This window comes from Streptomyces hainanensis, from assembly GCF_004348415.1.
GTDB classification, from domain to species: Bacteria; Actinomycetota; Actinomycetes; order Streptomycetales; family Streptomycetaceae; genus Streptomyces; species Streptomyces hainanensis.
Map to the genome: position 1 here is coordinate 1 of NZ_SMKI01000078.1, position 20,865 is coordinate 20,865.

The 20,865-nt window shown below is 73.9% G+C and carries 21 protein-coding genes; 13 read left to right on the forward strand and 8 right to left on the reverse strand.

The window, feature by feature from the left end; translation table 11 throughout:
- A partial coding sequence (locus E1283_RS09910; protein ID WP_243744724.1) for a citrate:proton symporter occupies positions 1 to 704 on the reverse strand: 704 nt, incomplete at its 3' end.
- 183 nt (positions 705 to 887) lie between these two features.
- On the opposite strand from E1283_RS09910, the gene E1283_RS09915 reads away from it, so the two are divergent.
- The 3 genes from E1283_RS09915 (at position 888) to E1283_RS09925 (ending at position 4,041) form a co-directional block, all read left to right on the forward strand.
- On the forward strand, positions 888 to 1,811 hold the full coding sequence (locus tag E1283_RS09915) for a LysR family transcriptional regulator (RefSeq protein WP_132817570.1): 924 nt from the start codon (positions 888 to 890) through the stop codon (positions 1,809 to 1,811).
- Between the two features lie 120 nt (positions 1,812 to 1,931).
- Positions 1,932 to 3,158, forward strand: coding sequence for a CaiB/BaiF CoA transferase family protein (locus E1283_RS09920; RefSeq protein ID WP_132817571.1), 1,227 nt, complete (start codon positions 1,932 to 1,934; stop codon positions 3,156 to 3,158).
- On the forward strand, positions 3,148 to 4,041 hold the full coding sequence (locus tag E1283_RS09925; RefSeq protein WP_132817572.1) for an HpcH/HpaI aldolase/citrate lyase family protein: 894 nt from the start codon (positions 3,148 to 3,150) through the stop codon (positions 4,039 to 4,041). Before E1283_RS09920 ends, E1283_RS09925 begins: the two co-directional genes overlap by 11 nt.
- 1 nt (position 4,042) lies before the next feature.
- On the opposite strand, the gene E1283_RS09930 is transcribed toward E1283_RS09925, so the two are convergent.
- Both E1283_RS09930 and E1283_RS09935 read right to left on the reverse strand, forming a co-directional pair.
- On the reverse strand, positions 4,043 to 4,612 hold the full coding sequence (locus tag E1283_RS09930; protein ID WP_132817573.1) for a GNAT family N-acetyltransferase: 570 nt from the start codon (positions 4,610 to 4,612) through the stop codon (positions 4,043 to 4,045).
- Positions 4,613 to 4,653: 41 nt separating this feature from the next.
- Positions 4,654 to 5,484 (reverse strand): SAM-dependent methyltransferase, encoded by an 831-nt coding sequence (locus tag E1283_RS09935; protein ID WP_243744725.1) that lies wholly within the window; start codon positions 5,482 to 5,484, stop codon positions 4,654 to 4,656.
- 285 nt (positions 5,485 to 5,769) lie between these two features.
- On the opposite strand from E1283_RS09935, the gene E1283_RS09940 reads away from it, so the two are divergent.
- Entirely contained in the window at positions 5,770 to 6,858 is a 1,089-nt protein-coding gene (locus E1283_RS09940; RefSeq protein WP_132817574.1) for an S-(hydroxymethyl)mycothiol dehydrogenase, read from the forward strand.
- 44 nt (positions 6,859 to 6,902) lie between these two features.
- On the opposite strand, the gene E1283_RS09945 is transcribed toward E1283_RS09940, so the two are convergent.
- The 3 genes from E1283_RS09945 to E1283_RS09955 all read right to left on the reverse strand — a co-directional run bounded on the left by E1283_RS09945 (position 6,903) and on the right by E1283_RS09955 (position 9,402).
- Positions 6,903 to 7,457, reverse strand: a complete 555-nt coding sequence (locus E1283_RS09945) for a snapalysin family zinc-dependent metalloprotease (protein WP_425086151.1) — start codon at positions 7,455 to 7,457, stop codon at positions 6,903 to 6,905.
- 215 nt (positions 7,458 to 7,672) lie between these two features.
- Positions 7,673 to 8,545 (reverse strand): aldo/keto reductase, encoded by an 873-nt coding sequence (locus E1283_RS09950; RefSeq protein ID WP_132817576.1) that lies wholly within the window; start codon positions 8,543 to 8,545, stop codon positions 7,673 to 7,675.
- Between the two features lie 65 nt (positions 8,546 to 8,610).
- Complete coding sequence (locus E1283_RS09955) at positions 8,611 to 9,402, reverse strand: VOC family protein (RefSeq protein WP_132817577.1); 792 nt, start codon at positions 9,400 to 9,402, stop codon at positions 8,611 to 8,613.
- Positions 9,403 to 9,592: 190 nt separating this feature from the next.
- On the opposite strand from E1283_RS09955, the gene E1283_RS09960 reads away from it, so the two are divergent.
- The 7 genes from E1283_RS09960 (at position 9,593) to E1283_RS09990 (ending at position 16,142) form a co-directional block, all read left to right on the forward strand.
- Positions 9,593 to 10,789, forward strand: coding sequence for an ROK family transcriptional regulator (locus E1283_RS09960; RefSeq protein ID WP_132817578.1), 1,197 nt, complete (start codon positions 9,593 to 9,595; stop codon positions 10,787 to 10,789).
- A 26-nt stretch (positions 10,790 to 10,815) separates the two neighbouring features.
- Positions 10,816 to 11,982: a Gfo/Idh/MocA family protein gene (locus E1283_RS09965; protein ID WP_132817579.1), complete on the forward strand. Its 1,167-nt coding sequence runs from the start codon at positions 10,816 to 10,818 to the stop codon at positions 11,980 to 11,982.
- 14 nt (positions 11,983 to 11,996) lie between these two features.
- Positions 11,997 to 13,004 carry a sugar phosphate isomerase/epimerase family protein gene (locus E1283_RS09970; protein ID WP_132817580.1) on the forward strand — a complete coding sequence of 336 codons (1,008 nt, stop codon included), beginning with the start codon at positions 11,997 to 11,999 and terminating at the stop codon, positions 13,002 to 13,004.
- A 214-nt stretch (positions 13,005 to 13,218) separates the two neighbouring features.
- Positions 13,219 to 13,422 carry a hypothetical protein gene (locus tag E1283_RS09975; RefSeq protein WP_132817581.1) on the forward strand — a complete coding sequence of 68 codons (204 nt, stop codon included), beginning with the start codon at positions 13,219 to 13,221 and terminating at the stop codon, positions 13,420 to 13,422.
- Positions 13,423 to 13,435: 13 nt separating this feature from the next.
- Positions 13,436 to 14,134, forward strand: coding sequence for a hypothetical protein (locus tag E1283_RS09980; RefSeq protein WP_132817582.1), 699 nt, complete (start codon positions 13,436 to 13,438; stop codon positions 14,132 to 14,134).
- Between the two features lie 11 nt (positions 14,135 to 14,145).
- Positions 14,146 to 15,075 (forward strand): DUF6895 family protein, encoded by a 930-nt coding sequence (locus E1283_RS09985; RefSeq protein ID WP_132817583.1) that lies wholly within the window; start codon positions 14,146 to 14,148, stop codon positions 15,073 to 15,075.
- The gene (locus tag E1283_RS09990) at positions 15,072 to 16,142 is read left to right on the forward strand and encodes a serine hydrolase domain-containing protein (RefSeq protein ID WP_132817584.1); all 1,071 of its coding nucleotides are present in this window, start codon (positions 15,072 to 15,074) and stop codon (positions 16,140 to 16,142) included. The genes E1283_RS09985 and E1283_RS09990 overlap by 4 nt, the downstream gene beginning before the upstream one ends.
- Before the next feature lie 19 nt (positions 16,143 to 16,161).
- On the opposite strand, the gene E1283_RS09995 is transcribed toward E1283_RS09990, so the two are convergent.
- Together E1283_RS09995 and E1283_RS10000 are read right to left on the reverse strand one after the other, a co-directional pair.
- The gene (locus tag E1283_RS09995; RefSeq protein WP_132817589.1) at positions 16,162 to 16,653 is read right to left on the reverse strand and encodes a DinB family protein; all 492 of its coding nucleotides are present in this window, start codon (positions 16,651 to 16,653) and stop codon (positions 16,162 to 16,164) included.
- 250 nt (positions 16,654 to 16,903) lie between these two features.
- Positions 16,904 to 19,090, reverse strand: a complete 2,187-nt coding sequence (locus tag E1283_RS10000; RefSeq protein ID WP_132817585.1) for an MMPL family transporter — start codon at positions 19,088 to 19,090, stop codon at positions 16,904 to 16,906.
- A gap of 165 nt (positions 19,091 to 19,255) precedes the next feature.
- Here E1283_RS10000 and E1283_RS10005 point away from each other — a divergent pair, with 165 nt between their 5' ends.
- Both E1283_RS10005 and E1283_RS10010 read left to right on the forward strand, forming a co-directional pair.
- Positions 19,256 to 20,161 (forward strand): S1 family peptidase, encoded by a 906-nt coding sequence (locus E1283_RS10005; protein ID WP_132817586.1) that lies wholly within the window; start codon positions 19,256 to 19,258, stop codon positions 20,159 to 20,161.
- Positions 20,162 to 20,170: 9 nt separating this feature from the next.
- The coding region (locus tag E1283_RS10010) for an Fpg/Nei family DNA glycosylase (protein WP_132817587.1) at positions 20,171 to 20,865 on the forward strand (695 nt) is incomplete at its 3' end.

The following is a 20,865-nucleotide window of genomic DNA, read 5'->3' on the forward strand; positions in this document are numbered from 1 at the left end:
GTACCGGGCCCCTCCCCCACCCCGGCGCCGGCCTTCCCCACCGGCTCGTCGAACTCCTCGGTGGCCACCGGCCGTTCGTCCGGGCCGAGGGCCGCGAGCCGGCGCCGCTCGCGGCGGCCGATCAGCCAGGAGGCCAGCAGCACCCAGCAGATGCCGAAGGCCATCGCCGGCAGCACCGGCGTGAAGATGTCGGAGCTCTCCAGGTCCAGCGAGGCCATCGCCCGCACCGTGGGGCCGCCCCAGGGAATCATGTTCATCACCCCGGCGCCCAGGCAGACCACGCCGGTGAGCACCAGCGGGCTCATCCCGAGCCGCCGGTAGACGGGCAGCAGCGCCGAGACGGTGATCAGGAAGGTGGAGGCACCGTCGCCGTCCAGGGCCACGCACATGGTGAGCACCGCCGTGCCGACCGCGATCCGCAGCGGATCGCCCTGCGCGAAGCGCAGGACGCGGCGGATCAGCGGATCGAACAGGCCGGCGTCCACCATCAGGCTGAAGTAGAGGACGGCGAAGGCGATCATGATGCCGGTGGGGGCCACCCGGGTCAGCCCCTCCAGGATCAGGTCGCCGAGCTCGCCCGCGTGGCCGCCGACCAGCGCGGCCAGCACCGGCACCAGCACCAGGACCACCAGCACGGAGACCCGCTTGGTCATGGTCAGCAGCAGGAAGACGGCGATCGTCGCGAAGCCCAGGGTTGCCAGCATGGGTGGCTCGCTTTCTCGGGTTACGGCCCCCGGCGGCGGCACGCGGGGCGGCGCCGCGGGGGCCGCCCCGGCGCGTTGCTGGAGAGTGTCCGAGCAGCGACAGATCAGAGTCCAGCATCAAACCGAGATTCATTCATGCGATCCCCGCATCACCGCGGCGGGATCGCCCTATGCTCGCCAGCCATGGATGCCACCCTGCGCCAGCTCGCGGCCTACGCCGCCGTGGCCCGCGCCGCCAGCTTCACCGCGGCGGCCGCCGAGTTGCACGTCTCGCAGTCCTCGCTCAGCCGGGTGGTCGCCGACCTGGAGCGACTGCTCGGCGCCCAGTTGCTGGAACGCAACACCCGCAACGTGCGGTTGACCCCGGCCGGCGTCGAGGCGCTGCGGGTCGCCGAGCAGGTCGTCACCGCGCACCGGGCCGGCATGACCGAGCTACGGCGCTTCCTGCAGGGCGAGTCGGGCACGGTCACGGTCGCCACCCTGCCCTCGGTCGCGGCGGTGCTGCTGCCCCGGGTGATCTCCGGCTTCCGCGCGGCCCACCCCCGGGTGGCCGTGCGGCTGCTCGACGGGCTCGAACGCGCCGTGCTCGGACGGGTGTCGGACGGCGACGCCGACTTCGCGATCACCACCGTCGGCCGACCGTCCGACCAGTTGCTCGGCCGGCCCCTGATCCGGGACCGGTTCGTGGCCGTGCTGCCGGCCGGCGACCCGCTGGCCGAACGCGCCGAGGTGCGCTGGCGCGACCTGGCCGACCGCCCGTTCCTGGCCGTCGGCCGCGACTCCAGCGTCCGCCGGCTGACCGACGCGGCCTTCGGCCAGATCGACGTGACGGCCGCACCGGCCGCCGAGGCCGTCAGCGTCGCCACGGTCGGCGGCCTGGTGGCCGCGGGGCTCGGTGTCACGGCGCTGCCCGCCCTGGTGCTGCCGCTGCTGGGCACGGGGCCCGTGGTCACCCGGCCGCTGGTCGAGCCCGTGGTGGACCGCCGGCTCGACCTCGCGCTACGCACCCGGCGCGGGGTGCCGCTGGCCGCCGAGCGGTTCCTCGCCACCATCGAGGAGTTCCGCGCCTCGGGCGACGAACTCCCGGCCGGCGTCTCCTGGGCCTGAGCCCGCCCGCCGCCGACTCATGCGAAATCGGCATGGATTCAGGCGCGTCCTTTGCTGGACGGGCATCGGTCCCGCTGGGCACGCTGGACGGCAGGACGACGGTGAAGAGGAGGGCGCGGCGTGCCGGACGGACAGCGGGAAACGGCGAGCGGGCCCCGGCGGGGGCAGTTGCGCGGGCTGCGGGTGGTCGAGTTCGCCCATGTGGTGGCCGGGCCGTTGGCCGGGTCGATGCTCGCCGACCAGGGCGCGGAGGTGGTGCACGTCGAACCGCCGGGCGCCGGTGACCCGGCGCGCGCCATGGGGCCGCGCCGGGACGGGGTGCCGCTGTGGTTCAAGGTCGCCGGCCGGAACAAGCGGTCCGTCACGCTCGACCTGCACCACGAGGCGGGCCGGGCGGTGGCCCGCCGGCTGGTCGCCTGGGCCGACGTCGTCATCGTGACCATGCGGGCCGGGCGGCTGCGCTCCTGGGGCCTGGACTGGGAGGCCGTGCACCGGCTCAACCCCCGGGCGGTGCTGCTCCAGATCTCCGGCTACGGCGCCACCTCGTCCCTGGCCGACGCACCCGGCTTCGGCAAGATGGGCGAGGCCAGAAGCGGCGTCGTCCACCTGACCGGCTTCGCGGACGGGCCGCCGGTGCACACCGGCTTCTCGCACGGCGACGCGGTGACCGGGCTGATGGGCGCCTACGCGGTCCTCGCCGCGCTGCATCGCCGTTCCACCGACCCGGAGTTCGACGGCGAGTGGATCGATCTGGCCCTGTTCGAGCCGCTGTTCCGGCTCGTGGAGTGGCAGGTCATCGTGCACGACCAGCTGGGCGAGGTGCCCGAGAGGGCCGGCAACCGGCTCGCCGTGGCACCGGCCGCGGTGATCAACACCTACCGGTCGGGGGACGGCGAGTGGATCACCGTCACCTCGGCGACGCCGCGTTCGGTGCGGCACGTGGCGCGGCTGCTGGGGCTGCCCGAGGAGGAGTTCGCCACCGTCGAGCAGCAACACGCGGGCCGCGGCAGGCTCGACGCCGGGCTGCGGGAGTGGGTCGCAGGGAAGGGCACGGACGAGTGTCTGGCGGCGTTCGCCGAGGCCGAGGTGGTGGCCTCCCGGGTGTTCGACGCGGCCGACATCGCCCACGACCCGGTCTACGCGGAGCGCGGCGACATCGTCACCGTCCCCGACCGGGACCTCGGCGACGTGCGGATGCAGGCGGTGCTCCCGCACTTCAGGCAACGCCCGGGCGAGGTGTGGCGGACCGGACCGGCCCTCGGCCAGGACAACCGTCTCGTCTACCGCGAGTGGTTGGGCCTGGAGGAGGCGGAACTGGCGGAACTGGAGCGGAGCGATGTCGTCTGAGATCGCCAGGCCGCCGCTGCGGTCGATGCTCTTCGTGCCCGGCACCAGGACGGACTGGCTGCCCAGGGCGGCGGCGTCCGGCGCGGACGCGGTGATTCTGGACCTGGAGGACGCGGTCGCCGAGGCCGACCGGGCGGCGGCCACCGAGCGCGTGGCCGAGGTCGTCGCCGCCGCCGCGCACGACCTGGCGCTCTTCGTCCGGATCAACCCTCTCGACGGCTGGTCGGCCGCCGCCGAGCTGCGGGCGGTGGCGCGTCCCGGCCTGGCGGGGATCGTGCTGCCGAAGGTGGGCGACCCGGAGCAGGTGCGGTTCGCGGACCGGCTGCTCTCCTGGTGCGAGCGCGAACACGGCCTGCCGGACGGCACGTTCGCGCTGGTGCCGCTACTGGAGACCGCGCGCGGGCTGCGCTCGGCCTTCGAGCTCGCCGCGGCCGCCCCGCGCGTCGGCTACGCCGGCGCGCTCACCGCGCCGGGCGGCGACGTCGAACGCGCGGTCGGCTACCGCTGGACGCCGGAGGGCGAGGAGACGCGCGCGCTGCGCTCCCGGGTGCTGCTCGACGTCCGGGCGGCCGGCGTGGCGCACCCGGTCGGCGGGCTGTGGACCCGGATCGCCGACCCGGCGGGGCTGCGGGCCTTCGCCGAGCAGAACCGCGGTCTCGGCTACGCGGGGCTGATGGCGATCCACCCCTCCCACGTCCCGGTGATCAACGAGGTGTTCTCGCCGAGCCCGGACGAACTGGCCCGCTGCGCACGGCTGGTGGCCGCCGTGGCGGCCGGCCAGGCGGCCGGCGTCGGGGCGGTGGCGTTCGAGGGCGAGATGGTGGACGAGGCGATGGCCGCCACCGCCCGCCTGCTGCTCGCCCGGCACGGGGGCGTCGGCTGACTCAGCTCCCCGGCGGGCCGTCGTGCAGGAGCCGCTGGAACAGCACGTGGTCCCGCCAGTCGCCGGCGATGTGCAGGTAGCGGGGGGCGAGGCCGATCCGCTCGAACCCGTTCTTCGCCAGCACCCGTTGGGACGCGACGTTGTGCGGGAGGGTGCCGGCGCCGACCCGGTGCAGCCGGAGCCGGTCGCGGGCGTCGGCGAGGACGTGGGCGACGGTCGCGCCGGCGAGGCCGCGGCCGGTATGGTCGGCGGCCACCCAGTAGCCGAGGCTCCCGCTCTGCAGCGGGCCGCGCACGATGCCGGTGAGGGTGGCGACGCCCACCACCCGGTCGCCGTCCTCCAGCAGCCACGGCACGACGCGGCCGGCGGCCGCCTCCGCGGCCTGCTCGCGGAGCCGGGCGGCCTGGCCCTCCGGGGTGTAGAAGAAGTCGGGCCGGTGCGGCTCCCAGGGCGCCAGATGGGCGCGCTCCCGCAGGAGGGCGGCGCTCAGGGCCACGTGGTCGTCCTCCCGGACGGGCCGGAGTCGCACGCCGCCGCCGAGGTCCGCGGTCTCCGCGGTGCCGATGCGCATGTCCGCATCATCGCACTCGGGCGGCGGCGCGCCGTCGACCGTCAGTTCTTCCGGGCGACGCCGCCGACCATCAGGCGCTGGGCTATGGAGAGCGGCGTGGCGACCGGACCTTCGGGACGCCACATGGGCAGCGCCACCACGCCGGGGTCGAGCAGCTCGAACCCGTCGAAGTAGGCCGTGATCTCGTCCATGGTGCGGAAGCGGCCGGTGCCGAGGAACTCCAGCATCGTCTCCTCCACGGCGCGGGCCTCGGGGCCGGTGTCGCAGAAGGCGGTGATCATCAGGTGGCTGCCGGCCGGCACCGCGTCCATGTACGCGTCGACGATCCCCTTCGGGTCCTCGTCGTCGTGCAGGTGGTGCAGGATCCCGATGAGCAGCACCCCGACGGGCTTGTCGAAGTCGATCAGCCGGCGCACGTTGGGGTTGGCGAGGACCTTCTCCGGCTCGCGCAGGTCGGCGGTGACGACGGCGGTGTGCTCGTTCTCCTCCAACAGCGCCCGGCCGTGGGCGAGGACGATCGGGTCGATGTCGACATAGACCACCCGCGCCTCGGGGTCGTGGCGCTGTGCCACCTGGTGGGTGTTCTCCAGTGTCGGCAGGCCGGCGCCGAGGTCGAGGAACTGGTTGATGCCGGTCTCGGCCGCGAGGTAACGGACGCCCCGGCCCAGCACCGCGCGGTTGAACCAACCGACGTCGCTGATGTGCGGCATGTCGAGCCGCACCTGGTCGGCGACCACGCGGTCGACCTCGTAGTTGTCCTTGCCGCCGAGCACCGCGTCGTAGACGCGGGCGATGCTCGGCCTGCTCAGGTCGATGTCCGCCGACTGGCCCGCCGATTGTTGCGCCGTCGAGCCGCCATCCTGCTCCACCACCGAAGCTCCGTCTCTCAGTCTCTGGAGTTGCCGCTGTTACCCATGGGTTCGTCCCCGGGTCAGAGTAACCCGAACGTGTGATCCCCGAATCGGGGGTTCACCGAATCCGGGTAACGGTAACCCCCTTGGTTTCACGGCGGGTTACAGGCCTTCAGCCTGGCCGGTTACCGACGGGGGTTCCCTTCCGGATCCGGATACCTTCCCAGGGAGCGAGAAGTATGCGGAACGCACCACGCGGTGTCGCGACCGTGGCCCCGCGCACCGGCCGAGGAAGGGCGGTCTGGCATGACGCAGGAAGTTCGGGGAGTCATCGCACCCGGCAGGAACGAGCCGGTCCGGGTGGCGAGGGTGCTGGTGCCGGATCCCGGCCCGGGCGAGGTGGTGGTGCGGGTGCTGGCCTGCGGCGTCTGCCACACCGACCTGCACTACCGGGAGGGTGGCATCGGGGACGACTTCCCCTTTCTGCTGGGTCACGAGGCGGCCGGCACGGTCGACGCGGTCGGCCCCGGGGTCACCGAGGTCGCGCCCGGCGACTTCGTCGTCCTCAACTGGCGGGCGGTGTGCGGCCGCTGCCGGGCCTGCCTGCGGGGCCGGCCCTGGTACTGCTTCGACACCCACAACGCGCGGCAGCGGATGACGCTGGCCGACGACGGCACGGAGCTGACGCCGGCGCTCGGCATCGGGGCGTTCGCCGAGAAGACGCTGGTGGCCGCCGGCCAGTGCACCCGGGTGGACGGCTCGGTGTCGCCCGCGGTGGCCGGGCTGCTGGGGTGCGGCGTGATGGCCGGGATCGGCGCCGCGATCAACACGGGTGGCGTGGGCCGCGGGGACAGCGTGGCGGTGATCGGCTGCGGCGGGGTGGGGAGCGCGGCGGTGCTCGGCTCGCGGCTGGCGGGCGCGTCCCGGATCATCGCGGTGGACCTCGACGACCGGAAGCTGGCGGCGGCGAGCGGGCTCGGCGCCACCCACACCGTCAACTCCCGTGAGACCGACCCGGTCGAGGCGATCCGCGAGCTGACCGGCGGCTTCGGCGCCGACGTGGTGATCGAGGCGGTGGGCCGCCCGGAGACCTACCGGCAGGCGTTCTACGCCCGCGACCTGGCCGGCACGGTGGTGCTGGTGGGCGTGCCGACGCCGGAGATGACGATCGAGCTGCCGCTGCTCGACGTGTTCGGCCGGGGCGGCGCGCTCAAGTCCTCCTGGTACGGCGACTGCCTGCCGTCCCGGGACTTCCCGATGCTGGTGGACCTGCACCTCCAGGGCCGGCTCGACCTGGACGCCTTCGTCAGCGAGACGATCGCGCTCGACGAGGTGGAGTCGGCCTTCGACCGGATGGGCGCCGGGGAGGTGCTGCGTTCGGTGGTGGTCCTCTGAGCGGGCCGGCGGCCCGCTCGGGGCGGGCCGCCGGTGGCGCGGGGTCAGTCCAGGTAGCTCGCCGCCGCGGGCGCGGCGAGCGCGCCGCCGAACGCGTTCTCGACGCGGGAGCGCTCGCTGCTGTTCGGGTAGGGGTTGGTGCAGGAGACGCCGGCGGTGGAGCCGGACATCAGGCTGGTGCACGGGCCCGGCTTGATGTCGGGCAGGCCCAGGATGTGGCCCAGTTCGTGGGCGGCGATCCGGACGGTGTTGTGGCCCTCGTTCACGGCCTGCCGCCCCATCCAGACGGTGCCGTTGCCGAGGCTGGTGGTCTGGGCGCGCGGCCAGCCGTTGTCCGCGACGACGCGGATGTTGGCGCGCTGGCCGGACTGCACCGGCACCAGGTCCACGCTGGTGACGCTCTCGTTCCAGATCGCGGCGCCGCTGGCCACCGCGGCGGCGAACTCGGCGCTGCCGCTGGCGTCGTACGTCAACACCGTGGCGGCGAGTGGGCGTTCCGCCGCCTCCTGCGGCGCGGCCACCGCCTGGCCGCCGGCGGTCCACAGCACGGACGCCAGCAGCGCGGTCAGCAGCAGCCTGACGGCCTTGGCCAATGTCACGATCAGCCTCCCGGGGCAGAATAGACATGGGCATGACATCTTGCATGCCATCCCGCATCTGCCCGCGCCCGGCCCCTTCCATGCGGGTCCCGTCCGGGCGGTCTTCGGGGATCAGCCCCCGGCTCCCCCGCGCGGCGAGGCGCCGCGGCCGCCGGGGCGGGCCCGGCGGCCGCCCACACGCCCGACCGGACGGCCTCGGGTGGCCTCGGACGGCGTCAGACGGCGTCGGCCAGCTCGGCGAACTCGTCGTCGGTGAGGGTGATGCCGGCCGCCCCGACGTTCTCCTCCGCGTGGCCCACCCGGGAGGTGCCCGGGATCGGCAGCATCACCGGGGAGCGGCGCAGCAGCCAGGCGAGCGCCAGCTGGGACGGGCTCGCGCCGTGCCGCGCGGAGATGGCGTCCAGCGGCCCGCCGGGCCTGGCAAGCTCCCCGGTGGCCATCGGGAACCACGGGATGAACGCCAACTGCTCGCGCTCGGCGTACTCCAGCACGTCCTCGGCCTGCCGGGTGGCCAGGTTGTAGAGGTTCTGCACCGAGACCACGCGGGCGATCCGCCGGGCCTGCTCGATCTCGGCGACGCTGACCTCGGAGAGCCCGATGTGCCGGATCTTCCCCTCGCGTTGCAGCAGCACCAGCTCGCCGAGCTGGTCCTCGAGCGGCACCTTCGGGTCGATCCGGTGGAGCTGGAAGAGGTCGATCCGCTCCACGCCGAGGTGCCGCAGGCTCAACTCGGCCTGCTGGCGCAGATACTCGGGCCGCCCCACCGGCCGCCAGTCGTCGGGGCCCGACCGGGTGAGCCCGGCCTTGGTGGCGATGACGAGGTCCTCCGGATAGGGGGAGAGCGCCTTGTGGATCAGCTGCTCGCTGACGAAGGGCCCGTAGGAGTCGGCGGTGTCGACGAAGGTGACGCCGAGTTCGACGACCCGGCGCAGGACGCGGACCGCCTCGTCGGGATCGCGGGGTTGGCCCCAGACACCGGGCCCGGTCAGCTGCATGGCGCCGAAGCCGAGCCGGTTGACGACGAGGTCGCCGCCGATGGTCAGGGTGCCCGAGCCGGCGGCGGGTCCGCCGGCGGAGTGCGTGCTCATGCTGCTCCCTGGTGAGTCTGGTAGGTCCGGGGTCCGGTGGGGGCTCCCGCCGCTTCCGGTGCGGCTCAGCGGGCCGGGGTGAGGACGACGAAGTCGGCGCCGGCCGGGTCGACGCAGACGGCGAGGCGGCCGACCCCCTCGACGTCCTCGGGGCCCATCTGCACGGTGCCGCCGTGCGCGGTGATCCGGCCGACCGTGGCGTCGCAGTCCGCCACGTCGAACACCGGGTGCCAGTAGGGCCGGCCTCCGGTGAGGGTGAGCAGGTCGGAGGTGACCTGCATGATGCCGCCCTGCATCTGCTCCTCCCCACCGCCCGCCGGGCTGATCAGCGCGTAGGTGCCGCCGCCGCCCGGCAGCTGCATGTCCTGGGTCTCCCAGCCGAAGAGCCGGCCGTAGAACTCCTTGGCCGCGGCCGCGTCGGTGGTGTACAGCTCCGTCCACGAGAGGCTGCCCGGCGCGTCCACCTTCTCCAGGCCCTGGCCCCCGCTCACCTCCCAGACGGCGAACTGGGCGCCCTGCGGGTCACTCAGCTGGGCGATCCTGCCCCACTCCGAGGAGCCCGTGGCGGGGGCGCGCACGGTGCCGCCGGCCTGCTCGACCGCCGAGGCCGCCGCCTCCGCGTCGGGCACGCGGAAGTAGAGCATCCAGGCCGGGCGGGCGCCCTCCTCGGTGAGCTTGCCGCCGGCCGCGACCACCTTGCCCTCGTGGGTGAAGGCGCCGTAACCGCCGGCATCCGGGCCGAAGGAGCGGAACTCCCAGTCGAGGACGGCGCCGTAGAACGCGGTCGCGGCCGCCTGGTCGGGCGCGCCGAGATCCAGCCAGCAGGGCGAGCCGGTCACGTGGTGGGTGGTGATCATGAGACTTCCTTCCGCCGCCTCCGTCGCATTCCCCGGAGGCCAGCCTGACACCCACCACCGACAATCGCCCGCCGACCGGTCCAGCCGGGTCACCCCCGTCGCACGGCACTATTGCCAGGTCACGGACGGCCGGGATTAAATACGGGACGAACTTCTTACATAGAATGCAAGAACTAGGTCGGGGGCGCGCATGCGAGTGGAGAACACGCACCAGCCGCGGATCCTGACGCTGCTGCGCACCGAGGGCCCGCTGCCGCCGGCGAGCCTCGGGAGCCGGGTGGGGCTCTCCCGCTCCAAGATCGGGCAGGAGCTCGGCCGTCTCGAGGAGTTGGGCTTCGTCGAGAAGGCGGGGCACGCCGCGTCGAGCGGCGGCCGCCGCTCGGGCCTGGTGCGGCTCTCCTCCCGGCTGCGGTTCGTCGGCGTGGACATCGGCGCGACCTCGCTCGACGTCGCCGTGACCGACGGCCGGCTCTCCGTGCTGGAGCACCTGGCCGAACCCTGCGACGTCCGGGCGGGCCCGGAGGCCGTGCTCGACCGGGTGGTGGAGCTGGTGAACCGGATGCGCGCGTCGGGTCTGATGACAGAACTGCACGGCGCCGGCGTCGGCATCCCGGCCCCGGTCAGCTTCCGGGACGGCAGCCCGGTCACCCCGCCGATCATGCCGGGCTGGGACCGCTTCCCGGTCCGGGACGCGCTGGCCGAGCGGCTCGGCTGCCCGGTGCTGGTGGACAACGACGCCAACACCATGGCGCTGGCCGAGAGCCAGGTCGGGCTGGCCCGCGGGGTGCCCGACTTCCTCTTCGTCAAGCTCGGCACGGGGATCGGCTGCGGCGTGGTGGCCGACCACCGGGTGCACCGCGGCGGCACCGGGAGCGCCGGCGACATCGGGCACATCGCGCTGGAGGACGCCGGGCCGGTCTGCGCCTGCGGCAGGACCGGCTGTCTGGAGGCCTGGTTCGGCGGCGCCGCCCTGGCCAGGGACGCGCGGGCGCTGGCGGCCGACGGCGGCTCGCCGCTGCTCGCCGAGCGGCTGGCGGAGCGCGGCGGGCTCTCCGCGCGGGACGTGTCCTGGGCGTTGGCCTCCGGCGACCCGGCCGCCCTCGACCTGGTCAGGCGCGGCGGACAGCGCCTCGGCCGGGTGCTGTCCGGCCTGGTCAACTTCTTCAACCCCTCGATGATCGTGGTCGGCGGCGGCGTCGCGGGGCTCGGCCACACGCTGCTCGCCGAGGTGCGCAGCGAGCTCTACCGCCGCTCCACGCCGCTGGCCACCAGCGACCTGCCGGTCGTGCTCTCCGAACTCGGCGGCAGCGCCGGGGTGGTGGGCGCCGCCGGCCTGGTCAGCGACCGGGTGTTCGCCTACCTGCCCGAGCCCCCACACCTCCCCTGAACCCTGACCCACTGATCGGACGGACTATGCAGGATCTCGGTGTCGCACTCATCGGCCACGCGTTCATGGGCCGGGTGCACTCCCACGCATGGCGCTCGGTGTCGGCCGTCTTCGGCCTGTCGCTCGAGCCGAGGATGACCATCGTGGCGGGCACGGACCGGGCCAGAACGGAGGCGGCGGCCGCCCGGTTGGGCTGGCAGCACGCCACGGACAACTGGCAGCAGGCCGTGCACCGGGACGACGTGCAGGTCGTGGACATCTGCTCCCCGGGGGACAGCCACGCCGAGATCGCGATCGCCGCGCTGGAGGCCGGCAAGCACGTGCTGTGCGAGAAGCCCCTCGCCAACACCGTCGCCGAGGCCGAGGCGATGGTCGCCGCCGCGCGGCGGGCGCGGGAGCGCGGGGTCCGGTCGATGGTGGGCTTCACCTACCGCCGCACCCCGGCGCTCGCCCTGGCGCGGGAGATGGTGGCGGAGGGCCGGATCGGCCGGGTGCTCCAGGTGCGGGCGTCGTACCTGCAGGACTGGTTGCACGACCCTCAGGCACCGTTCACCTGGCGCCTCGACCGGGCGCGGGCCGGCTCGGGGGCGCTCGGCGACATCGGCTCGCACATCACCGACCTCGCCGAGCACCTGATCGGCGACCGGCTCGACGGGGTGTCGGGCCAGACCGCGACGTTCGTCGACAGCCGCCCGGTCCCCGGCGCCCCCGAGGGCACCAGGGGCGAGGTCACCGTGGACGACGCGGCCGTGTTCACGGCCCGGTTCGCCGGCGGTGCCCTCGGCGTCTTCGAGGCCACCCGGTTCGCCGCCGGCCGCAAGAACGCGCTGCGCATCGAGCTCAACGGCACGGACGGCAGCCTGGCCTTCGACTTCGAGTCGATGAACGAGCTGTGGTTCTACGACGCCAACGAGCCGAACACCACGGCCGGTTACCGCCGGATCGTGGTGACGGAGGCCGACCACCCCTACCTGGCGGCCTGGTGGCCGCCGGGCCACGGCCTCGGCTACGAGCACGGCTTCACCCACCAGGCCCGCGACTTCGTCGAGGCGATCGCGGCCGGCACCGACCCGGAGCCCGGCTTCGAGGCCGGGCTGCATGTGCAGCGGGTGTTGGCCGCGGTCGAGGCGAGCGCCGCGAACGAGAGCCGCTACACCCGGATCGAACCCGAGCAATCCCTTCAGAACCCGTAAGGAGCTGAGCCGCGATGGCGCGTCCCGTCACTCTGTTCACCGGTCAGTGGGCCGATCTGCCCTTCGAGGAAGTCTGCCGGCTGGCCGCCGGCTGGGGCTATGACGGCCTGGAGATCGCCTGTTCCGGCGACCACCTGGAGATCGACCGGGCGGTGGCCGAGCCCGACTACCTGCCCGCCAAGAAGGCACTGTTGGAGAGCTATGGCCTGAAGGTGTTCGCGATCTCGCACCACCTCGTCGGCCAGGCGGTCTGCGACCACCCGATAGACGAACGGCACCGCGGGATCCTGCCCGGCAGGATCTGGGGCGACGGCGAGCCCGAGGGCGTGCGGCAGCGCGCGGCCGAGGAGATGCGGAACACCGCCCGGGTGGCGGCGGCGCTCGGCGTGAACACGGTGGTCGGGTTCACCGGCTCGTCGATCTGGCACACGGTCGCGATGTTCCCGCCGGTGCCGGCGGCGATGGTCGAGGCCGGGTACCAGGACTTCGCCGACCGCTGGAATCCGATTCTCGACGTCTTCGACGCCGAGGGCGTTCGTTTCGCGCACGAGGTGCACCCGAGCGAGATCGCCTACGACTACTGGACGACGCAGCGCGCCCTGGCGGCCGTCGACAACCGGCCGGCTTTCGGCCTGAACTACGACCCGTCGCACATGGTGTGGCAGGACCTGGACTATGTGGGATTCATCTCGGACTTCCGGGACCGGATCTACCACGTGGACCTCAAGGACACCAAGAAGCGGCTCAACGGCCGCAACGGGCGCATGGGTTCGCACCTGCCCTGGGCGGACCCGCGGCGCGGCTGGGACTTCGTCTCGCTGGGCCACGGCGACGTGGACTTCGAGGGCATCGTGCGAGTCCTCAACTCGATCGGCTACGAAGGGCCCATCTCGGTGGAGTGGGAGGACGCCGGCATGGACCGCCTGATCGGCGCCCCCGACGCGCTGGCCCGGGTCCGTGAACTGGTGGCAATCGAGCCGCCGGCCCAGGCCTTCGACGCGGCGTTCAACACCGGCGACTGAGCGACAGATACCACGGTAATATCGCATTACCTATGCGATATTACCGTGGTGATGCCGGAACACGGATTCCCGACCAGCAAGCCTGAGCGGATCAATTCCCGTCTCCCGCCCCACCCATTCCGTTCCGTTCCGTTATACGGAGAATCGGTTTCCCACTCCCCGGACTCGGGATAAGCACCCTTGCCAGGAATTCCTGGAACGAAAGGGGAATCCCATGCCCGTCATTCACGAAGAGGTCGGGAGACTGATCGCCGAGGGCGAGAGCTCGACCACCCACGGCGCCGGTTCGGCGAAGAACGCCGAGATCCTGCTGCTCGGCCTCGCCAGTCTGCTGTCGGCCAACCCGCGCAGGAACGAGCCCATCGAGGACTCGTGCCAGGGCGCGGTCCAGAACCTCGCCTGCGCGTCGGCGTTCTGAGGTTCACGCCGAGATGTCCCTCACGCACCAGCCGACACCGGGCTCCGTCGAGGAGGCCACCGGCGCCCTGGCCGGCTCGCTCGCCAGGGCCCTGCGAGGCACGTCCGACGGCGTCGGAACACGTTCCCCCCTCGCCTCCTGGGACCGACGGGCCGGTGGCCTGGCCGCGATCCGGGTGCTGGGCGCCGACGTGCTCGCCCCGTTCCTGCTGACGGGTAAGCCCCTGCGGCAGGAGGAGGCATGGCTGGTGCGGGCCGCGGTGCGGGACCATCCCGCACCGCGTGGCCACACCCCGGAGGCCGCCCTGTGGGGCGTGCGCGACACCGCCCTGACGGCGGCCCTCGCCCGGCTCGGCGTCGACGCCTCCGGCTGGGAGGGTCTTGCCGAGCCCCGGGCCCCGGGACCGCTGGCCGACGACTGGGTGACACTCGCCGCCGACCTGGTCAGGCTCTCCACCGCGGCACACCCCTCGCTCCATCCGGAGCTCCGCGAGCGTCTGCTGGACCGGCGCCTCGACGTGGCGCGCGGCCTGGTGCGCGCGATGCTCCGCCGCGACCTGCTCAGCGCGGCCCGGCTGACCCGCTGGCTGCTGACGCTCGCCCCCGATGACCTGACGTCCGCCACGCTCGTCCATCTGGAGATCGCCGGCCACCACGATCCACGGGTGCGGTTCGAGGCCGCCATCGCCCGCCTTCTGAGCGACAACCGCTGAGAGGAGACAGCATGGACGCCACGGCGGTCCGCCTGGCCCAACACGTCGGGGAGCAGGCCATGGACTGGCTCGGACGGCTGCGCACCAGCTTCGCGCTCCATCGCGACGTGCCCGACTACGACATCAGCGGTGAGAGCCTGAAGTCGTTGAGCGAACTCGCCCTGGCCGCCGCCGTGGTGGCGCGCGAGGCGGTGGCCGGCCCACGCTGCGCCGCGACCGCCGGGTCCCTGCTCGGCTTCGCCTGGCGGGAGTTCGACACGGGCGCGCTGCTGTACCGCCTCCAGGCTCACACGCCGGCCGCGACCCACCCGATGGAGATCTACTCGTACTTCATCCCCGCCGGCTACCGGCACGCCCAACTCGACCGGCTGGCCGACCACCTGCTCTCGCTGCGCGCCGCCTCGGCGGTCGAGCACGTGCCGAACCGGCGGCTCGCCGTCTGGGCCGCCGCCCGCCGGATCGGCGCCCGGCCGCCGGGCGACCGGGACACGTTGACCGCCGGGACCTGGCTGGGCCGCATGCCGGAACCGTGGATGATGGACGCCAACAACGCCTACGGCGTCACCCACACCGTCTTCCACCTCACCGACTGGGGCGCCGACCCGGGCGGCCTGCCGGAGCCGCTGTGCGACTACCTCCACCGCTGGCTGCCGGTCTGGGTCGAGGTGTTCCGCGAGACCCGGTTCTGGGACCTGCTGCTGGAGTTCCTGATCGTCGGGGTCTGCCTGCCGGAGCCGATGTTCTTCCCCGAGGTCTGGGAGCGGGTCGCCGAGGCCCAGCGGCCGGACGGGATGATGCCCAACGGCCTGACCGCGCCGCCCGTGGAGCCCGAGCACGCCTGGCTCAACCACCACCATCCGACCATCGTGGCCGTCGTCGCCGGCACCCTCACCGTCTCCCGGGCGCTGTCCACCGCGACGGCGGGCGGGGGCCGGGCATGAGCGACCCGGCCACCACCGCGGGGCTGCTGAGCAGGCACATCGGCGCGCTCGTCGCCGATCGGCACGCCCCGGCCGCGGTCGGCGCCGCGATCCGCGGCGCCGACCAGTCGGTCGCGGTCGCCGGTGACCGGCTGTGGCCGCGTCGCGCCCGCCGGCACCGCGACCGGCACCCGGTGGATCCCGACACGCTGTTCGCGCTCGGCTCGCTCACCAAGACCTTCACCACGCTGCTGCTCGCCGAGCTCGTGGCGCGCGGCGAGGTGGCCTACGACGACCCGATCGAGCGCTTCCTGCCGCCCGGCGCCGCGCCGCGCCCCGGGCCGGGCGCCCCGCGCACCCTGGTCGACCTCGCCACCCACAGCGCCGGGCTGCCCAGGCTGCCGGGCAACCTCTACCTGCGGGGACTACGTCAGTGGCGGACCGACCCCTACGCGGGGTACCGCCCGGTCGACCTCTACCGGGCCACCGCGCGGCTCAGCAGGAACCCGCGGCGCGCCACCGTCCGCTACTCCACCTTCGGCGTCGGCCTGTTGGGCCAGCTGCTCGCCAACGCCGCCGGCACCGGCTACGCCGAACTGCTGGCCGACCGGGTGCTGCGGCCGCTCGGCATGCGGGACACACTGGTGCCCGACGAGCCGACGCTGGCGGAGGTGGCGGCGCACGGCCACCGCCGCGGCCGGCCGGTCCCGCACTGGGGTTTCGACGCGCTCGCGCCGGCCGGGGCGCTCTACTCGTCGGCCGCCGACATGCTCCGCTACCTGCGGGCCCAGATCTCCCCGGCCACCGTCGCGGCGACCGCGCTCTCCTCCGCCGTCGTCGACTCCCACTGGCCCAGGCGGGCACACCGGAGCGGCCCGGACGGGATCGGGCTCGGCTGGGACATCCGGGTGGTCGACGGCCGCACCCTGCTCTGGCACACGGGCGGCACCGGCGGCTTCACCGCGTTCATCGGTTTCAGCCCGGACGCCGAGGCCGGCGTCGCCGTGCTCGCCAACACCCGGCCCACGCACCGGCACCCGGTGCTCCGCGCCGGCCGCCGGCTGTTCCGCGCGCTGGCGCTGCCGTGAGCGCGGCCGGCGGGGCGGCTCAGCGCCCGGTGGAGCCGTCGGCGAGTTCGCGGAGGATGTCCGCGTGGCCCGCGTGGCGCGCGGTCTCCTCGATCAGGTGGGTGAGGGCCCAGCGCACGCTCGGCGCCGGGCCGGAGCGCCCGGGTCGCGGCAGTGGCGCGCCGAGGTCGGCGCACTCGTCGAGTACCCGGTTCGCCCGCTCCACGGTCGCCAGGTAGCGGGCGACGACGTCGGCGACGCCGTCCTCGGGGTCGGGCCGGAAGGTCGCCCGCCAGTCGGTGACCCGCTCGCCGAGGAACGTCGCGCTCTCGACGGCGACCAGGTGGCCGAGCAGGCCGAGCAGGCTCGTGCCCGAGTCCACCATCGGGGTCCTGACCTGGGGTTCCGGGGCGCCGCCGACCTTGGCGGCGATCGAGGCGCGCAGGTAGTCGAGGAAGCCGCGCAGCACGTCGGTCTCGCTGTTGGCGGTGCGGGGCGGCGGGGTGTCGCCCCGCGCCCCTCGGGGCGGCATCACGCGGGGTGCCTGCCGCGCCGCGCGGATCTCGTCCCGGCGCCGTGTCGCGTCGACGTTCTCCATGGGTTTCCCTTCCCTGTCGCTTCCGGGTGGCCAGTCTCGGCCGGCGGGTCGGGAAGTGGCGCCTGTCCGTGCCGTTTCGGCACGCTCCGCGTTCCACGACGTGCCGCACGACGATCCGGTCGGCGCCCCGCGCGCCGGCGACCCGCCGGCTGAACGGGGCGGCGGCTGAACGGGGCGGCGGTGGTCACGGCCGCTCCGACTCCAGCCGCCGGCCCTCGATGTCGGGGTCGGGCACCAGCCGGTCGAACCAGGCCGGGTGGTGCCAGATCCGGGCGCCGGCGATGGCCATCACGGCCGGCACCAGGGTCAGCCTGACCACGAACGCGTCGAGCAGCACGCCCACCGCGAAGGCGAAGCCGATGGCCTTGATGGTCGGGTCGGCGCTGGCCATGAAGGCCACGAAGATGGAGAACATGATGAGCGCCGCCGCCGTCACCACCCGGGCCGCGAGCCCGGTGCCGCGCGCCACCGCCGCCCGCTCGTCCTCCTTCGTGCCCTCCGGTCCGATCTCGCCGTGCGCCTCCTTGATCCGGGAGACCACGAACACCTCGTAGTCGCTGGAGAGTCCGAAGATGATGGCGAGCATGATGATCGGCAGGAAGCTGACGGTCTCGGACGGCGTGATGCCGAAGAGGTGCTCGCCCCAGCCCCACTGGAACATGGCGACCTGCGCGCCGAACGCGGCGGCGACCGAGAGCAGGAAGCCGACGATCGACTTGAGCGGCACCAGGAAGGTCCGGAAGGCGAACGTCAGCAGCACGAAGGCGAGTCCGACCACCACGATCAGGAAGATCGGCAGCGCGCCGGAGAGTTTGGTGGAGACGTCGATGTTGGACGCGGTGGTGCCGCCGACCGTCACGTGGGCGCCGGTACCTGCCGCGACCTCCCCCCGGTGGTCCCTGATGCGGTGCACCAGGTCGGCGGTGTCCGGGTCGTTGGGCCCGGTCGACGGCACGGCCTCGACCACCGCGACGTCGTCGCGGGTCGCGATGGCCCGGGCCGAGACCACGCCCGGCTGCTTCCCCACGGCCGCGGCGATCCGGTCGACGTCCCGGTCCCCGCGCACCCCGTCGGCGACCACGAGCAGCGGCCCGTTGGCGCCGACGCCGAAGCCGTCCGAGATCAGGTCGTAGGCGCGGCGCTGGGTGTCCGAGGTGGGTTTGGCCGAGCCGCTCGGGAGGCCGAGCTGCAACTGGGTGGCGGGGATGGCGAGTACGCCGAGCAGCACCACCCCGCCCACCAGCATCGGCACCCGGTGGCGGACCACGAACCCGGCCCAGGCCGCGCCCCTGGCGCGCTCGGGATGCTCGGCCGCCGTCCTGGCCACCCGCTCCGTCCAGCCGGGTCGCCCGGGCAGCCGGAGGAAGTGGACGACGCGGTCGCCGGCGAAGCCGAGCACGGCGGGCAGCAGCGTCAGCGCGATCGCCATCGCCACCAGGACGGCGGCCGCCGCGCACAGGCCCATCACGGTGAGGAACGGGATGCCCACCACCGAGAGCCCGCAGAGCGCGATGATCACGGTGAGCGCGGCGAACACCACCGCGCCGCCGGCCGTGCCGGCCGCCATGCCCACCGAGTCCTCGCCGTCCATCCCGGACAGGAGGTTGTTGCGGTGCCGGAAGAGGATGAACAGGCCGTAGTCGATGCCGCAGGACAGCCCCAGCATGATGGCGACCGTGGTGGAGGCCGACGCGATGTTCACGAAGGCGGCGATCGCCGTCACGCCCATCAGGGTGGTCAACACCCCGAGCACCGCGGTCGCGATGGGCACGCCGGCCGCCACCGGGGCGCCGAACGTGATCAGCAGGATGACCAACGCGACGAGCAGGCCGACGATCTCCGGCGTCTCGGAGACCTCGGTGCGCCAGCCGGGGTAGACGCTGCCGGAGTACTCGACCCGCAGGTCCGCGTCGCGGGCCGGCCGCACGGCGCTCTCCACGTCGTCGAGCGTGGGCTCGCGAACGTTGCCCGGCGCGTCGTCGAAGTCCACGTTGCCGAGCGCCACCCGCTCGTCGCGCGAGACGGCCTTGGCCTGGAACGGGTCGGAGACGGCCCCGACCTGCGGCACGTCGCGCAGCCGCCGCATGGTCTGTTCGATGGCCGCCCGCTGCCGGTGGTCGGTGACCCTGGTGTCCCCGTGGGTGGCGAAGACGACCTGGGCGGATCCGCCGCCGAAGGCGGGCAGTTTGCGTTTGAGCAGGTCGGTGGTGCGTTGGGACTCGGTGCCGGGGATGGTGAAGACGTCGTTGGTCTGCCCGCCGCTGCCGACCGCCAGCGCCACCATGGTCGCCGCGAGCAGCAGCCACGCGCCCAGCACGAGGCGCCGCCGCCGATACGCCCACCGACCGAGCCTGAACAGTACGTGGGACATCGCGCTTCCTCCTGGCCGGCGGCGGGAGTGACCGGGAGTACCCGGGCGGTCACCGGTCGATCCTTCACCGGGGGCGCCGGGGGCGCGCTCCGCGACACGCGTGGGCGGGACGTGGGAGAATCCAGCTTCTTGACATGCCCATGAATCCCCGCACCGGAGGACACCATGAGCACCGCCCGCACCACCACCGCCTTCAGACGCCTCGTCACCACGCTGGCCGCGTCGCTGCTCGCCGCCCTCGGCGTGGCACTGCCGGCCCGGGCCGAACCGGCGCCGACCGCGTTCACCGCACACCAACTCGCCGCCGCGAGCGACGCGGTGCTCGCCGCCGACATCGCGGGCACCGCCTGGGCCGTCGACCCCGACGCCGGCACCGTGCGGGTCACCGTGGACGACACCGTCTCCCCCGCCGACCTCGCCCGGCTGCGCGGCAGCGCCGGGCCGCTGGCGGACGCGCTGACCTTCGAGCACACCCCCGGCACCCTCGCCCCGCGGCTGCGGGGCGGCGAGGCGATCTACTCGGGCTCCGGCACGCGCTGCGCCGTCGGCTTCAACGCCCGCTCGGGCAGCGCCTACTACTTCGTCACGGCCGGCCACTGCACCACGCTCGCCAGCACCTGGTACAGCACGCCGTCGCTCGGCACGCCCGTCGGGCAGACCGCCGGCACCAGCTTCCCGAACGACGACTACGGGCTGGTCCGCTACACCACTCCCCCGTCGCCGTGGCCGCCCGGGATCGTCTGCAACGGCGTGCCGGTGCCGATCACCGGCGTCGGCAGCCCCGTCATCGGTTCGAGCGCCACCTTCTCGGGGCCGGTCGGCGGCTGCCGCACCGGCACCGTCACCGCGGTCAACGCGACCGTCAACTACGGGGGCGGCGACATCGTCTCCGGGCTGATCCGCACCAACATCTGCGTCGAGCCGGGCGAAAGCGGCGGCCCGCTGTTCACCCCGGGCGGCCTCGCGCTCGGCATCCTCTCCGGCGGCAGCGGCAACTGCGCGGTCGGCGGCACCAGCTACTTCCAGCCCATCGGAGAGGTCCTCAACGCCTACGGCCTGACCCTGCCCTAGCCTGGCGTTATGCCCGAACTGCCCGATGTGGAAGAATTCCGGCGCGTCCTGGCGTCCTGCGCCCAGGGCCGCCGGATCGAGCGGGTCGAGGTCGCGGACGCCGGCGTGCTGCGCGGGGTGACGGCGCGCCGGCTGGGCAGGGAGCTGACCGGCCGCACCCTCGCCGAGCCCCGCCGGCACGGCAAGTGGCTGCTCGCCCCCACCGCCGAGGGCCCGGTAACCCTCTTCCACTTCGGCATGACGGGCGGCCTGCACTGCGACCCGGCCGACGCGCCGCCCACCCCGCACGACCGGGTCACCCTCACCCTCGACGACGGCCGCCGGCTCCGCTACCGCGACCAGCGCAAGCTGCGCGGCATCTGGTTCGCGGCCACCGAGGCCGACGTGGACCGGCTGCTCGCCGACCAGGGCCCCGACGCGCTGGCGCTCGCCCCCGGCGAGCTGGCCGACCTGCTGGCCGTCCGGCGCCGCCGGGTCAAGGCGGCGCTCCTCGACCAGTCGACGGTCGCCGGCCTCGGCAACCTGCTGGCCGACGAGATCCTCTGGCACGCGCGCGTCCACCCGGCCCGCCGGGCCGTCGACCTGTCCGCCGACGAACGGCGCCGGATCGACGCGGCGACCCGGGACGTGCTGCGCCGGGCGCTCCCCGCCGGCCACGTCCCCACCGAGGGCCGCTGGCTCACCGCCCGCCGCGACTCCCCCGC

Excerpts from the sequence above, each read along its gene's own strand:
- E1283_RS09915 (WP_132817570.1), top strand. The coding sequence starts at position 888 with ATGGATGCCACCCTGCGCCAGCTCGCGGCCTACGCCGCCGTGGCCCGC.
- E1283_RS09925 (WP_132817572.1), top strand. The coding sequence starts at position 3,148 with ATGTCGTCTGAGATCGCCAGGCCGCCGCTGCGGTCGATGCTCTTCGTG.
- E1283_RS09930 (WP_132817573.1), bottom strand. The coding sequence starts at position 4,612 with ATGCGCATCGGCACCGCGGAGACCGCGGACCTCGGCGGCGGCGTGCGA.
- E1283_RS09940 (WP_132817574.1), top strand. The coding sequence starts at position 5,770 with ATGACGCAGGAAGTTCGGGGAGTCATCGCACCCGGCAGGAACGAGCCG.
- E1283_RS09950 (WP_132817576.1), bottom strand. The coding sequence starts at position 8,545 with ATGAGCACGCACTCCGCCGGCGGACCCGCCGCCGGCTCGGGCACCCTG.
- E1283_RS09955 (WP_132817577.1), bottom strand. The coding sequence starts at position 9,402 with ATGATCACCACCCACCACGTGACCGGCTCGCCCTGCTGGCTGGATCTC.
- E1283_RS09960 (WP_132817578.1), top strand. The coding sequence starts at position 9,593 with ATGCGAGTGGAGAACACGCACCAGCCGCGGATCCTGACGCTGCTGCGC.
- E1283_RS09965 (WP_132817579.1), top strand. The coding sequence starts at position 10,816 with ATGCAGGATCTCGGTGTCGCACTCATCGGCCACGCGTTCATGGGCCGG.
- E1283_RS09970 (WP_132817580.1), top strand. The coding sequence starts at position 11,997 with ATGGCGCGTCCCGTCACTCTGTTCACCGGTCAGTGGGCCGATCTGCCC.
- E1283_RS09975 (WP_132817581.1), top strand. The coding sequence starts at position 13,219 with ATGCCCGTCATTCACGAAGAGGTCGGGAGACTGATCGCCGAGGGCGAG.
- E1283_RS09980 (WP_132817582.1), top strand. The coding sequence starts at position 13,436 with ATGTCCCTCACGCACCAGCCGACACCGGGCTCCGTCGAGGAGGCCACC.
- E1283_RS09985 (WP_132817583.1), top strand. The coding sequence starts at position 14,146 with ATGGACGCCACGGCGGTCCGCCTGGCCCAACACGTCGGGGAGCAGGCC.
- E1283_RS09990 (WP_132817584.1), top strand. The coding sequence starts at position 15,072 with ATGAGCGACCCGGCCACCACCGCGGGGCTGCTGAGCAGGCACATCGGC.
- E1283_RS09995 (WP_132817589.1), bottom strand. The coding sequence starts at position 16,653 with ATGCCGCCCCGAGGGGCGCGGGGCGACACCCCGCCGCCCCGCACCGCC.
- E1283_RS10000 (WP_132817585.1), bottom strand. The coding sequence starts at position 19,090 with ATGTCCCACGTACTGTTCAGGCTCGGTCGGTGGGCGTATCGGCGGCGG.
- E1283_RS10005 (WP_132817586.1), top strand. The coding sequence starts at position 19,256 with ATGAGCACCGCCCGCACCACCACCGCCTTCAGACGCCTCGTCACCACG.